The sequence below is a fragment of the Gaetbulibacter sp. M240 genome, from assembly GCF_043876815.1.
Lineage (GTDB): Bacteria > Bacteroidota > Bacteroidia > Flavobacteriales > Flavobacteriaceae > Gaetbulibacter_A.
The window spans coordinates 1,231,283-1,245,363 of sequence record NZ_JBAWKA010000001.1 but is presented as its reverse complement, the minus strand read 5'-3'; the positions used below and the strand labels follow the sequence as shown (position 1 = coordinate 1,245,363).

Genomic DNA, 14,081 nt, shown 5'->3' with positions numbered 1-14,081 from the left:
ATTCTAGTAATACAACAAAAAATGATTGGCGACGTGCTTACGAGCAGTATTCTGTTCGAAGTGCTTCGCCAAAAATATCCCCAAGCGGAACTTCATTACCTAATCAATTCGAATACCTATCCTGTAGTTGAAAATAATCCATTTATAGACGATTATATTTTCTTTACGGAAAAAGAGCGCCGTATTACCGCACTTTTTAAATTAGGATACGCCGTTAGAAAACAAAAATATGACATTGTTATTGATGTATACTGCAAACTCTCGAGCAATATTATTACAGCACTGTCGAAGGCAAAAACCCGGATTTCCTATTATAAGCACTACGCTACTCTATTTTATACACATAATATAAAACGAAAAACAAGCGGTACACAATTAGCTATTGTGAACCGATTACAGTTACTATCAGTTTTAGGTATTGAAGCTGAAGTCATAAAGCCTAAAATATATTTAGAATCTGAAGAAATTGAAATACAAAAAGCCTACTTAGAATCGCATAATATCGATTTAAAAAAGCCCTTGTATATGATTAGTGTTTTAGGAAGTGGTGAAAATAAAACCTATCCATTAAAATACATGGCCGAGGTAATCGATCAGGTTGTTAAAGAAACTCAGGGACAGATCCTGTTCAATTATATGCCGCATCAAAAAGAAGCAGCTAAAACCGTTTACGACTTATGTGAAAGCGCAACAAAAGCCAAGATTTATCTCGATGTTTTTGGAAAAACACTTCGGGAATTTCTGGCCATAACCAAGCATTGCAAAGCGGTAATTGGCAATGAAGGCGGGGCAATTAACATGGCAAAAGCTCTGAATATTAATACTTTTGCTATTTTTTCACCATGGATTACTAAAGAAACCTGGGGGGTTTTTGAAGATGAAACGTCCCATATTTCAGTACATTTAAAAGATTACAAGCGGGAATTATTTGAAAAAGGAGAAGGAAAAAAAAGGAAAAGTGAAGTTGATCCTTTATATGATCTTTTTAAACCTTCGAAATTTATTAACGCCCTAAAACAGTTTTTAAACGCTACCCGAAATGACTAAACTTACAGCACTGATTCCTACTGGAAATGAAATTCACAATATCGAGGCTGTTATCGATTCAGTAGCTTTCGCTGATGAGATTTTGGTTGTGGATAGTTTCAGTACGGATGGAACTTATGAAAAAGCCATGAAAAAGGCGACTCGTGTTTTACGGCGAGAATTCGATTACTTTTCAGCACAAAAAAACTGGGCGATACCACAAGCAAAATATGAATGGATCTTACTTGTTGATGCCGATGAACGCATAACACCTGAACTAAAGGCAGAAATTCAGGCCATTTTGAAAGATCCGAATCCGGATCTCGTGGCCTACTGGATTGGCAGAACCAATCATTTCATGGGGCAACAGGTGCACCATAGCGGTTGGAAAAATGATAAGGTCATTCGTTTGTTCAAGCGGGATTATTGTTCTTATGAAGATAAAAAAGTACATGAGGAAATTATTGCTGATGGTGAAATAGGGTCTTTAAAGCAAAAGCTTAATCACAACACATATTCAACCTTTGACGCCTATGTAGAAAAAATGAATCGATATGCCTGGTTACAAGCTCAGGACTATGATAAAAAAACCAAAGTTATTACACCGTATCATTTCATGATTAAACCATTTTGGGGATTTTTTAAACACTTCATCATTCAAGGAGGTTTTCGTGATGGTTTTGTGGGCTTTACTATAGGTTACATGCAGGCATACGTTGTTTTTATGCGTTACGTGAAACTATGGCTAATACGAAAAGGAAGAGCTTAGTCCAGGTTTTTCCAGAATTTTAAACGTTTCTTCAACCGCCTTTTTCTATGGTAGCGCTCTTGAAAAGCCTGGGTTTCCTGCCACATTAAGTTAAAAACCTTTTCAAAAGGTATTCCTATACATCTCGCATATTCATCACTCATAACTTCAACCATCGATTTATGAATCGTTAACTTAGCGAAGTTTTTTATTCGTGTTTCAAAATCAAGAATGCCAAAATGCATGCGATTGAGATCCACTAAAAAAAAGGCGTATTGATCTCCATTTATCTTGATCAGAGTATTTCCGGGAGAATGATCTAAAAAATGAATTTGCTTTTCATGCAATTCAAAAGTAAACCTTGTAAATGCTCTTAAAATAGCTTCGTGATTCGGGTAGTTTATGTCTTTCGTTAATTCTCTGTATGTGATATCAGCCTTTTCAAGAACACTAATATAGTAGCTATTTTTGAATAAAAACGGACTGGCAAACTCGTAAAAAGCAATGGGCTTAGGTGTTCCTACGTCTAATTCAATGAGTTTATTGGCATAAGTAAACGAACGTTCGGCTTTACTTTTCCTAAAGAATCTATATGCGATCTGATTAATGATATTAGGAACACGAAACGATTTAACAATAACAGATTCATTATTAAGTTGAAATTCCTTCAAGGTGTTTCGGTCCTGATTACCAAAGGGCTTTCCCCCCGTGGCGAAAGTTTGAATAATTTGGTCTATTTCGACTTCCAGACTTAAATACTCCTTATGAATCGTCTTAGACTTAGTCATTATTTTTTTTTACAACCGTAGCAAATTGTACAAACCGCATGTCCAGTTGGGTAAAAAGTGTTAATAAATAGAATAGGTAAGGTTTAATAGATTTACTCCTGTTGATACCTTTATGAATAAGAACTTTATAACCCAATTCTTCATACATTCGCCGGATACTCTTTTTAGTGAAAAAACGCAAATGTGTACGATCCATTACGCCGTAGTCTTCATAACGCCAGTCCTTTTGGAACAGAACACGTTTAAACGTATTGTAATGTCGCACGTTTGGTAATGAGCTAATAATCACCCCTTCTTTTTGCAGTTTTGGTTTCATCTGTTTTAAAACCTCATAGGGATCAACCAAATGTTCTAGAACATCATTAAAATATATCGCATCAAAATATCCGTCTGGGAGATCACCTATAAAGTCCTCACACTTTCCAATAAATACCTTATCTAATTGTGTTTTGGCCTCTTCTCCCGGACCTTTCATATACTCAATACCCCAAACTTCGGCTTTATTTTTTTCCTTAATAACCTTAGCAAAAGCACCATTGCCGCAACCTACATCTAAGATGTATTTAGCGTTAATTGGCAGAAACGCCAACATTTCTGAACGAATATTATCGTAATATCCCTGTGGTTTGTTTTCGTAGTCCATTTTTCAAAAATATGAAATATAAATAAGCGATTTGAAATAAAGGATCTTTTAATAAAAATATCTTATTTTGCGGTATAAAGCGATACCTATGAAACCGTTCCCTACGAGCAGTTTAGTGACACCAACATATAATTGGCCTGAGGCCTTAGAACTCTTATTACTAAGCGTAAAAAATCAATCGGTATTACCACAAGAGGTCATAGTTGCTGATGATGGGTCTCGCGAGGACACCAAGGCCCTGATTGAAAAGTTTCAGTCGGATTTCCCGGTACCCCTAATTCATATTTGGCATGAAGACCTAAAAAATAGAAAACCAGCCATTATGAACAAGGCCATTGCCAAAGCAAAATACGATTACATTATTGAAATTGATGGTGATATCATCATGCATAAGGATTTTGTTAAAGATCATTTGCGATTGGCGCAACCAAATACATTTTTATATGGAAGCCGCGTCAATATTCAGGAATCTCTACTACCCGAACTTTTCAAAAACAAACAAACGAAGTTTCATTTTTTCTCCAAGGGCATTAAGAAACGAGGCCGCACCTTACGGATCCCTTTTTTAAGTAAAATATATAAAGATGAAGACAAACGATCTTCAAAACTTCGCGGCTGTAATATGTCTTTCTGGCGTTCCGACTTTTTAAAAGTGAATGGATTTAATGAAAATCTGGTCGGCTGGGGTATTGATGATAGCGAAATGATCCAGCGCCTTTTAAATATTGGTGTGAAAGGGAAACGATTAAAATTTTCAGGACTGGCTTATCACATCTATCATAAAGAGCAAGATAAAAGTCATATCGAAATAAACGAATTGATTGAAAAGGAAACGACTAATAAGAAAGTTACCTATATCGAAAAAGGAGTTGATCAATACCTGTAATTATGACTAATGATATTTCCATTATAATTATTAATTATAACACGGCTGATTATACCATAAATTGTTTGGCATCGATTGTAAAGCATACCGCTTCTGATTTGATTTGTGAGTATATTGTTGTTGATAACGCTTCCGCACCCGCCAATTACTACCAGTTAAAAAAGTATGTTGATAGTATTTCGACGAAAGTAAACATTCAACTTGTAAGAAGTAATATTAATACCGGATTTGGAGGAGGTAATATGATTGGGGTTCAAAAGGCTACAGGTAAATACCTGGCGTTTATAAATAATGATGTACTTTTTGAAAATGATTGCATTAGTAAACTAAAGCATTTCATGGATGAAAATGAAAACGTAGGGGTTTGTGGCCCTCAGGCTTTTAAAGAAGATCATGGTATTTTACCAACCATTGACCATTTTGCATCCCCGATTCGGGAAATTTTTGGAAGACGAATTTTAGAGTTCATCGATGGAAAAACGTACCCAAAGCGTAAAAAAATATACAGCAAACCCCAACGTGGTCAGTTTGTAGCCGGAAGTTTCATGTTCTTTAGAGCTGAGGACTTTAATAAGGTTGGTGGATTCGATACAAATATTTTTCTCTATTATGAAGAAACCGACATTTGTAAACGCTTAATAAAACTTAAAAAAAAGGCTTATTTAGTGCCGGATGGCCGCTTTATTCATTTTCATGGGGCCAGTACGCCAAAATCGATTGCATTAAAAATAGAATTAAAACTGTCCTTGCTATACATTACCCGAAAGCATTACGGCCTTTTGGCGTATGCTATAATCCTATTGTTTTTGCAACTAAAATATGCTTTTAGTAGTTTGGTAAAACCCAAGCATTGGCCGCTCTTTCTAGCTTTAATTAAAGGCGCTCCATTAAGTATGTCACTCAAGCACAGGCAAAAAATTCAACCTATCCAATTGTCCAATTCAGGACAAAAATAATTCAACACATAAGTACCAAAATAAAATACGTTTCAAACTTTAAAAGGTCTATTTCATGTTGTAAATTTGCAGGACGAATTTTAATTAGGGTTGAAATAGTAACCTTATTTAAATTAGCAATAAACCAGAATTGATTTTAAATAACATTTGATGAAATAATTCTGGTGACCAGAACAAAAATGAACTACAAAAAAGCATTACAGAACCCTATTTTTGATGTCATTTCCAAGTCAGCTGCCAACTTAAAAGTTGACAGTTATGTTATTGGTGGATTTGTTAGAGATTTTCTTTTAGACCGAACACAAAAAAAAGACATAGACATCGTATGTGTTGGAGATGGGATAGCTCTGGCTAAGGAGGTTTCAAAGCATTTACCCGATCAGCCAAAAGTACAGATCTTTAAAACCTACGGTACCGCCATGCTTAAATACCAGGATTGCGATATTGAGTTTGTAGGAGCCCGGAAGGAATCCTATACTGAAGATAGCCGAAATCCTGCCGTAAATCCAGGTACACTGGAAGACGATCAGAACAGAAGGGACTTCACCATTAATGCGCTAGCATTAAGTCTAAACCCGGAAACCTATGGCGACCTCCTGGATCCCTTTAATGGTATTGAAGACCTGAAAAATAAAAGTATCCGAACACCTTTGGATCCTAAAATCACCTACAGCGATGATCCTTTACGTATGTTACGCGCCATCCGGTTTGCCTCACAATTACATTTCACAATTGAAGCAAACTCACTTAAGGCCATTGCTGAAAATGCACAGCGCATCGATATCATTACTGAAGAGCGCATTGTGGTGGAGCTTCATAAAATTCTGGAAAGTGAAAAACCCTCTGTTGGATTTTTATTGTTAGAAAAAACAGGTCTTCTAAAACGGATTCTTCCTGAATTGACAGCCCTAAAAGGCATTGATGAAATTGAAGGACAACGCCATAAAGATAATTTTTACCATACGCTCGAGGTCGTTGATAATATTAGTGAAAACACGGATAACCTATGGTTGCGTTGGGCTGCGTTACTGCACGATATCGGAAAAGCACCTACTAAAAAGTTCAATAAAAAAGTGGGATGGACCTTTCATGGCCATGAATTCGAAGGATCAAAAATGGTCTATCGCCTTTTTAAACGGTTAAAAATGCCCTTGAATGAAAAAATGAAATTCGTTCAAAAAATGGTATTAATGAGTTCGCGTCCTATTGTTTTAGCGCAGGATATCGTTACCGATTCCGCCGTTAGGCGTTTGATATTTGATGCAGGTGATTATGTGGAGGACCTCATGACCCTTTGTGAAGCAGACATCACAACCAAAAATCCTAAGCGATTTAAAAAATATCACAACAATTTTAAAATTGTGAGAGAGAAGATTGAAGAAGTTGAGGCTCGAGATCACGTTCGAAATTTCCAGCCACCCATCAGTGGTGAAGAGATCATGACGACCTTCAATTTAAAACCTTCACGAGAAATAGGAATGATAAAAGAAACCATTAAAGAGGCTATTCTGGATGGCGATATTCCTAACGAGTATGAAGCTGCTTACCAGCTCATGCTAAAAACAGGGGAAAAATTAGGATTAAGTACAAGTTCTTAAAATGAAAAAACGTTTCAGAAAAACAGTTAAGATTGCCTTGGTTTTAGTATACTTGGTTATTGTGGCAGGCGCTGTTGTGAGGATGACAGGTTCCGGTATGGGCTGTCCCGACTGGCCTAAATGTTTTGGTTATTATGTACCTCCAACAGATATTTCAGAATTACAGTTCAAACCTAATCATTTTTACAAAAAAAATGTCGTCATTATTGTAAACGAAACTTTGAAAGTGGCCAAGTCAGATTTCACCTCAAAAAGCAGCCTAGATATAGGTAACTGGGACACCTACACCAAACATGATTACGCCACTTTTAACCCTGTTCAAACCTGGGTGGAATATGTCAACAGACTTATAGGAGCCCTTTCTGGTATTCCTATTTTGATCTTTACTGTAATGTCATTTTGGTTGTGGCGCGACAAAAAACGCTATGTTATTCTGTCTTTACTTACCGTTTTCGGAATGGGTTTTCAGGCCTGGCTAGGTAAAACGGTGGTAGATTCTAATCTAGCACCTTTCAAGATCACGATTCATATGGCCATGGCCATTGTTATCGTAGGGCTTCTGCTCTATCTACTTCATATATCTAAGCAAAAAGAACATAACGACACTTACGACAAAACGTTCACAACCATTTTAATTGTTGCATTTGTACTCACCTTTGTTCAAATTATTTTAGGCACACAAGTCCGCCAATATGTCGATGAACAAATAAAAAATGTTGGTTATGTAAAAAGTCTCTGGTTACAGGATCCCACACTGCAGTTTTACCTGCACCGCTCCTTATCCATCGTGGTGCTTCTTATAAATGCTTGGCTATTTTTAAGAAACCGAAAATTAAAACTTGGCTATACAAAACTTAACTGGGTCATGTTCTGCATTTTCGCAGAAATTATAACCGGTATCGCCATGTATTATTTCGACTTCCCGGTGGCCACCCAGCCCATTCATATTGTGATTGCCACACTGCTCATCGGGTTCCAGTTTTACATCTTTTTAGAAAGTCGTAAAACAGCCGTAATCACAACATAAATTGTATCTTTGTACGCAAATTTAATTAGTAATGATTTACAGATTCAGAGTTGTTTTAGATAACGATACCGACGAAGATATTTTCCGCGATCTCGAAATCCGTGAAACCGATACCCTTGAAGATTTACACAACATCATAACCCAGTCGTTTGGTTTTGATGGTTTGGAAATGGCTTCGTTCTATATTTCGAACGATCAATGGGAACAGGGCGAAGAAATCTCCATGTTCGATGTGGGTGAAGGGCAGGAATCACCGCGCTTAATGAATGAAACTGAGCTCAGTAGTGTCGTTAATGAAGCTCAAACCAAACTTATTTATGTATACGACTTTTTAAGTATGTGGACCTTCTATGTGGAACTAGCTGAAATTGTTGAAGAAGCTGAAGGCACCAATTACCCGAACCTCATGTATGTGCATGGTCAAATCCCAGACACCGCTCCCGAAAAAACCTTTGAAGCAGAGAGTCTCGACGATCTGGATGGTTTTGATGACGATCTTTTGGGAGATTATGACGATCTGGATTTCGATGAAAACTGGAACTAAGCGGTATTACATTAAATTTTCCGGCTTCACATTTTCATAATTACGAGTTAAAAATTCTAGAGAATATTTTAGAACCTCCCCCATATTTTTAGACCGTTTAAATTTAACGTCTTGTGTATACTCGTATATTTTCATTTTCAGCATGGTAATATGTGCATCCTTCGAAATAGAATCCGTTTGCATACAGTGCAGCAATTCGTCTATCCGGTCATGAAAACTTTTTAAGCGCTTCACTAAAATAGAACGCTCCTCAATTTTATATTGATCTATAGATAAGCGCTGAAAACACTCCTGCACCAACTCCACCATTTTTAAATTCTCCTTAAAAAATTGTGGCCGGTAAATATTAAATTTACCTTCATAACTCTGCTGATCAAAATCGATCGCCCGAATCTTATAAACCACATGATCAAAATCATGCGTAGGCACGATCACGTAATTATACGATCGCATATCCCCTAAAAGCCGGATCATACAACGCTCATTAAACTTCACAAATTCCTTGGCAATTTGCATCTTTTCCGATTTATCACATTTCGGTAAAAACGATTTAATAAATTCATCACCCGGGATCCCGGCAATATGCTCCTCGATAAGCGTATTCTTATAAACCAGAAAATTCAAATTATAAGGCGACAGCATATGCTCCAATTCCAGCCCATAAACCCGCGAAGCATCCGCCGATTTCACATAGAAATAGGTGTAATTATCATTCAGAATATTCCTTATTTTAATCCGAAAAGGCTTCGAATTCCCAAACGTGCAATAATCAATCGCATCCACACTTAAAAAGGGAATTGTATTCTCATTTCCATCCGAATGCAAGATCGTATACACCTTTTTAAGCGATAATTCAATCTCCTCCCGCTCATACTCATTATAGTAAACACGCACCCAAAGCGTATCATTATCTTCCTTATCATAAACCACAACCGAACCCTGAAAACGCAACAGGTCATCATAAAAAATAGGGATCTTAATGTCCCGGTTATACTCCGATAAATAGTCGTGCAACTTATCAGTAATCGGGTAAGACGGCTTTTTCTTCGAAATTTTTAAATCATCCATATACTTTGCAGTTACTCAAAAATACTATTTTTAAAATGAATTAAGATATTAATTTTTTGGGCGTTACCACCGCCTCTGGGGCGGTCGTCGGGCTATCCGCTACAAGTCCTCGCGCCAGGCGCTGTGGGCTTTCCACTACTATCCCTAACGCAGTATCCTGCTTTCAATCAAAATCCAATTTTTAAACAAACTTCACAAAACAATGTAACAATTTTTAAAAAGCCTCGTCGTATTTTTATAAACTAACCAAGGTGTGTTTAATAATGCATCTACAAATATTCAAAGCTTGGAACCCATTTTAACGCTGGAGCATCTTACAAAAAAATTCGGCTCACTAACCGCTGTTAGCGACTTATCGTTCACAATAAATAAAGGCAACGTATATGGCATTTTAGGACCAAACGGCAGTGGTAAATCCACAACGCTTGGTGTGGTTTTAAATGTGGTCAATAAAACCTCAGGAAACTTTAAATGGTTCGATGGACATACCACAACACACGACGCCTTAAAAAAAGTAGGCGCTATCATCGAGCGTCCCAACTTCTACCCCTATATGTCGGGATTTCAAAATCTGAAATTGGTATGTAAGATAAAAGAAGTTGATCCTATCAAAATCAACGAAAAACTAGAAGTGGTCGGACTTTTAGACCGTAAACACAGCCCCTTTAAAACATACTCGCTAGGTATGAAACAACGCTTAGCTATTGCTTCTGCCCTGCTCAACGATCCTGAAATCTTAATTCTCGACGAACCCACCAACGGTTTGGACCCTCAAGGAATTCATCAAATCCGACAGATCATCAAAGATATTGCTGCAAAAGGAACAACCATCCTACTGGCATCACACTTATTGGATGAAGTTGAAAAAGTTTGCTCACATGTGGTTGTCCTAAGGAAAGGTGTTAAATTATATTCAGGCCGCGTCGATGAAATGATATCCAGTCACGGCTTTTTCGAATTAAAAACGCAACAGCAAGATGCATTGATAACTTTATTGGAAAACAATAAAGCATTCGGATCCATTAAAACTCAGGGCGATCTCATTACCGCCTTTTTAAACGAACCTATGAAGTCTGATGAGTTTAACAGTTTACTTTTCAAAAACAATATTGTACTGAGTCATTTGGTACAACGTAAAGAAAGTTTAGAAGAACAATTCCTGAAACTCACAGACAACAACTAACCAAACAAAACAATACTTTCATGGTCCGATTATTACAACTCGAATTACAAAAACTATTACTGAACAGAACCAGTAAAATACTCATTTTTGTATCCTTTATATTGCCCTTTTGTGTCATCCTTTTGTCATCCATAAAAATTAATGTTTTTGGAATATTCACTTTGGAACTCGGCGAATTAGGGGTGTTTAATTTTCCAATTATTTGGCATTTAACCACTTTTTTTGCAGCACAGTTCAAATTCTTTTTTGCCATTGTGGTAGTAAGTATGATAGGTAATGAATACAGCAATAAAACCCTGAAGCAAAACCTGATAGATGGTTTGAGCAAAAAGGAATTTATACTCTCGAAATTTTACGCGATTGGATTTTTCTCATTAGCCTCAACGGTCCTCATAGGTTTTATCACGTTGTGCATCGGACTCTATTATTCTAGTTACACGGAAATGAATATTATTTTCAGACAAACCGATTTTTTAATCGCTTATTTCGTAAAATTACTGGGCTTTTTCAGTCTTTGTTTATTCTTTGGAATGCTTATAAAACGTTCGGCTTTTGCATTAGCTTTTCTATTTATATTGTACCTACTGGAGTGGATCGTTTTTGGTATTATTACCTGGAAAGTGAATGTAGATGTAGCCGAAAAAATCCAAAATTTCTTTCCTTTAAAATCCATGTATAAACTCATCGATCAACCCTTTCAGCGTATCGCTATGACGAAGTTCCCTGAAAAAACTGCCATGGCATACGATTACGCCGTGCATTGGTATGAAATCGCTATCGTGTTGGGTTGGACAGCTTTATTTGTATTTTTATCCTATCTTTTATTAAAAAACCGAGATTTATGATATATTTGGTAGCCATTGCTGCTAAATAAATGAAAAAGATAGTTCTCCTTACGATTACCACGCTATTAGGGTTTATATCCTTTTCCCAAAAAGAAGCCACTAACTGGTATTTTGGGAATGGTGCAGGCGTAAAATTTGACCTTAATACAGCTACGGTTTCGAGTTTAAATAATGGCCAATTAAATACCATTGAAGGTTGTACATCAATATCAGATGCAAATGGTAATCTGGTTCTTTACACTGATGGCTCTCAGGTTTTTAATAGAAATCATGAAGTTATGGCCAATGGTTTTGGCTTATTAGGGGATGCTTCCAGTACTCAATCAGCCATTGTTGTTCCAAATCCGGGAGACCCAAACTTGTATTATATTTTCACCGTAGGTTCTAATTTTAACCGAACAGGATTAAACTACTCTATTGTAGATATCACTATGAACGGTGGGCTTGGAGAGGTTACAATCAAAAATCAAAACTTACTTCCGAATTGTTCCGAGAAAATTACTGCTGTACTTAAAGATTGCATTACTAAATCCATATGGGTAGTTACGTTTTCAACCAGAGATGGTGCCCCAGTATCCCGTGATGATCCCCCATCAATTTTTGACACTTTTTACGCCTATGAGGTTTCGGCTACAGGTATAGACCGGAGGCCAATTAAATCACCTTTCAACACCAATGCCCGTGATGCCAGAGGCTATTTGAAATTATCCCCGGACGGTACAAAAGTAGCCTGTGCCAACGGTCAAAGTGGTTTATTTATCTATGATTTCGATGTGGCCACCGGAATTGTATCCAACGAGACATCATTACGCATTATCTCCTCAAGTTCTAGCACGGTTCCTTATGGTGTAGAATTTTCACCGGATAGTCAATTATTGTACATCCATGCCTCAAACGACTACTTTGATCAAAGTAATCCTGAGTTGGCCAACAACCCTGGTAATCATAATTCTGTATTGGTACAATACAATTTAAATGCTCCGGATATTCAAAATTCTGAAACCATTTTAGATAGTAGAAATTTGTATCGTGGCGCGCTTCAATTAGGTCCCGACGGCAAAATTTATAGAGCATTAAGTGCCACCTATGATGAAGGTTCGGGTTATTTAGGTGTTATAGACAACCCTAACAGCCTAGGTACCTCAGCGAATTACAGACATAATGCTGTCAGTCTGTCACCAAGCCAGTCTACACAGGGTTTACCACCATTTATTGCCTCTTTTTTCAACAAGGATATCGATATCATTAAGAACGGTAAAAGCGCATCTAATTTGGCTCTTTGCAATGGTGATTTTTATACCCTGATTTCAGAAGATCTTCTTGGAGCGATTTACACATGGACCCGAGATGGTAATGAACTTCCTGAAACCAGTTATCAACTTGATGTTGATCAAGAAGGATATTATCAGGTATATATAGATCCCAATAATGGTGATTGTGCTGTAGAAGGTGAGGCTTACGTAATTTACAACGATAACCCGCAAGCCTTTGACTCCACTATACTGCAATGTGATGAAGATGGTGTAAAGGATGGATTGACTGTTTTTAATTTGAATGAAGCCATTCCGGATATTACGGGTAATAACCCTGATTTAGATGTTCTATTTTTTACTGATCCAGAGCGAACCAACCAAATTGACGGAAATGCATTCCAAAATTATGTCAATCCACAAATAATTTATTTAGACGTTATTAATAAGGAAACCACCTGCTCTAGCACAGCAGAACTTACCTTGGACGTAAGCGTTACCGATTCGCAAAACACAGAGCTCATTTTATGTGATGATAGTGTCGAGGATGGAATACAACGCTTTAATTTACGTGATGCTGATTCTAATATTGTAAACGGTTTACCCGTTGGTCTAGACATTTACTACTATGAAACCTATGAAGACGCATTGGTAGAAGACAATAAGTTACCCGATACATATGAGAACAAAACACCCTATTCGCAAACCATTTATGCGCGGGTTGAGAACCAAAATAATTGTTACGGAATCAGTGAAGTCCTTCTTACAGTAAATGAACTTCCCCCCGTTGATGGAGAGTCTTTTTATAATTATTGCTTAAATACTTACCCGGAGACCATAACAATCGACGCTGGTTTAATCAATGACGACCCTCAAAATTACAGTTACCAATGGTCCAATGGAGCTAACGATTATGCTATCGATATCAATGAAATTGGTGTATATACCGTAGTAGTGACTAACGCTAATAATTGTTCAAAAGAAAAAACAATTAACGTTACCTCTTCTAATGTTGCCACTTTTAATAATATTATTGTTAAAGATGTATCGGAAAATAATACGATTACTGTTTTAGTTTCTGGTGAAGGAGTTTATGAATTTGCCTTAAGAGATGATGCCGGTACGATTTATAAAAATTATCAGGAGAGCAATTTATTCGAAGATGTTTCTCCAGGCTTTTATACTGTTTTGGTAAACGATGTAAAAAATGATTGTGGCGTTGTTACACAAGAAGTTTCGGTCATTGGTTTTCCTAAATTTTTCACTCCAAATAATGATGGTTATAATGATACATGGCAACTTTACGGCGTATCCAGTTTATTTCAACCGGAAACAAAAATAAAAATCTTTGATCGTTATGGTAAACTTCTTAAAGAGTTAAGTCCATTGGGCCCAGGCTGGAATGGTACATTTCAGGGCAAACCACTACCCACCAATGATTATTGGTTTGTGGTTGAATTACAGGACGGTCGAGTATTTAGAAGTCATTTCACCTTAAAAAATTAAGAATTTTATTATA

Annotated in this window: 13 protein-coding genes; 10 read left to right on the top strand and 3 right to left on the bottom strand. The window is 36.9% G+C overall.

Features of this window, described 5'->3' with window-relative positions; all coding sequences use genetic code 11:
- Positions 1-21 precede the first annotated feature (21 nt).
- Positions 22-1,047, top strand: a complete 1,026-nt coding sequence (locus V8G61_RS05335; RefSeq protein ID WP_394874434.1) for a glycosyltransferase family 9 protein — start codon at positions 22-24, stop codon at positions 1,045-1,047.
- Positions 1,040-1,795 carry a glycosyltransferase family 2 protein gene (locus V8G61_RS05330; RefSeq protein ID WP_394874433.1) on the top strand — a complete coding sequence of 252 codons (756 nt, stop codon included), beginning with the start codon at positions 1,040-1,042 and terminating at the stop codon, positions 1,793-1,795. Before V8G61_RS05335 ends, V8G61_RS05330 begins: the two co-directional genes overlap by 8 nt.
- Here the strand turns inward: V8G61_RS05330 and V8G61_RS05325 are convergent.
- Together V8G61_RS05325 and V8G61_RS05320 are read right to left on the bottom strand one after the other, a co-directional pair.
- Positions 1,792-2,562: a Kdo domain containing protein gene (locus V8G61_RS05325; RefSeq protein WP_394874432.1), complete on the bottom strand. Its 771-nt coding sequence runs from the start codon at positions 2,560-2,562 to the stop codon at positions 1,792-1,794. The two genes, V8G61_RS05330 and V8G61_RS05325, sit on opposite strands and share 4 nt — an antisense overlap.
- Positions 2,555-3,205, bottom strand: coding sequence for a class I SAM-dependent methyltransferase (locus tag V8G61_RS05320; RefSeq protein WP_394874431.1), 651 nt, complete (start codon positions 3,203-3,205; stop codon positions 2,555-2,557). Before V8G61_RS05320 ends, V8G61_RS05325 begins: the two co-directional genes overlap by 8 nt.
- An 88-nt stretch (positions 3,206-3,293) precedes the next feature.
- Between V8G61_RS05320 and V8G61_RS05315 the strand changes: the two genes are divergently transcribed.
- From V8G61_RS05315 to V8G61_RS05295, 5 genes are all read left to right on the top strand, one after another.
- Positions 3,294-4,091 (top strand): glycosyltransferase family 2 protein, encoded by a 798-nt coding sequence (locus tag V8G61_RS05315; RefSeq protein ID WP_394874430.1) that lies wholly within the window; start codon positions 3,294-3,296, stop codon positions 4,089-4,091.
- Positions 4,092-4,093: 2 nt separating this feature from the next.
- The gene (locus V8G61_RS05310) at positions 4,094-5,047 is read left to right on the top strand and encodes a glycosyltransferase family 2 protein (RefSeq protein ID WP_394874429.1); all 954 of its coding nucleotides are present in this window, start codon (positions 4,094-4,096) and stop codon (positions 5,045-5,047) included.
- Between the two features lie 179 nt (positions 5,048-5,226).
- Complete coding sequence (locus V8G61_RS05305; RefSeq protein ID WP_394874428.1) at positions 5,227-6,645, top strand: CCA tRNA nucleotidyltransferase; 1,419 nt, start codon at positions 5,227-5,229, stop codon at positions 6,643-6,645.
- 1 nt (position 6,646) lies between these two features.
- A complete protein-coding gene (locus tag V8G61_RS05300; RefSeq protein ID WP_394874427.1) occupies positions 6,647-7,672 on the top strand; it encodes a heme A synthase in 1,026 nt (341 codons plus the stop codon).
- Positions 7,673-7,703: 31 nt separating this feature from the next.
- Positions 7,704-8,216 carry a hypothetical protein gene (locus V8G61_RS05295; RefSeq protein WP_394874426.1) on the top strand — a complete coding sequence of 171 codons (513 nt, stop codon included), beginning with the start codon at positions 7,704-7,706 and terminating at the stop codon, positions 8,214-8,216.
- Positions 8,217-8,222: 6 nt separating this feature from the next.
- Here the strand turns inward: V8G61_RS05295 and V8G61_RS05290 are convergent, their stop codons facing one another.
- Positions 8,223-9,284: a hypothetical protein gene (locus V8G61_RS05290; RefSeq protein WP_394874425.1), complete on the bottom strand. Its 1,062-nt coding sequence runs from the start codon at positions 9,282-9,284 to the stop codon at positions 8,223-8,225.
- 286 nt (positions 9,285-9,570) lie between these two features.
- Here V8G61_RS05290 and V8G61_RS05285 point away from each other — a divergent pair, with 286 nt between their 5' ends.
- Genes V8G61_RS05285 through V8G61_RS05275 form a run of 3 tightly spaced genes read left to right on the top strand, consistent with a single transcriptional unit; the run spans position 9,571 to position 14,068 of the window.
- On the top strand, positions 9,571-10,467 hold the full coding sequence (locus V8G61_RS05285; RefSeq protein WP_394874424.1) for an ABC transporter ATP-binding protein: 897 nt from the start codon (positions 9,571-9,573) through the stop codon (positions 10,465-10,467).
- 20 nt (positions 10,468-10,487) lie between these two features.
- Positions 10,488-11,312: an ABC transporter permease subunit gene (locus V8G61_RS05280; RefSeq protein WP_394874423.1), complete on the top strand. Its 825-nt coding sequence runs from the start codon at positions 10,488-10,490 to the stop codon at positions 11,310-11,312.
- Positions 11,313-11,341: 29 nt separating this feature from the next.
- Positions 11,342-14,068: a T9SS type B sorting domain-containing protein gene (locus V8G61_RS05275; RefSeq protein ID WP_394874422.1), complete on the top strand. Its 2,727-nt coding sequence runs from the start codon at positions 11,342-11,344 to the stop codon at positions 14,066-14,068.
- Positions 14,069-14,081: the final 13 nt, after the last annotated feature.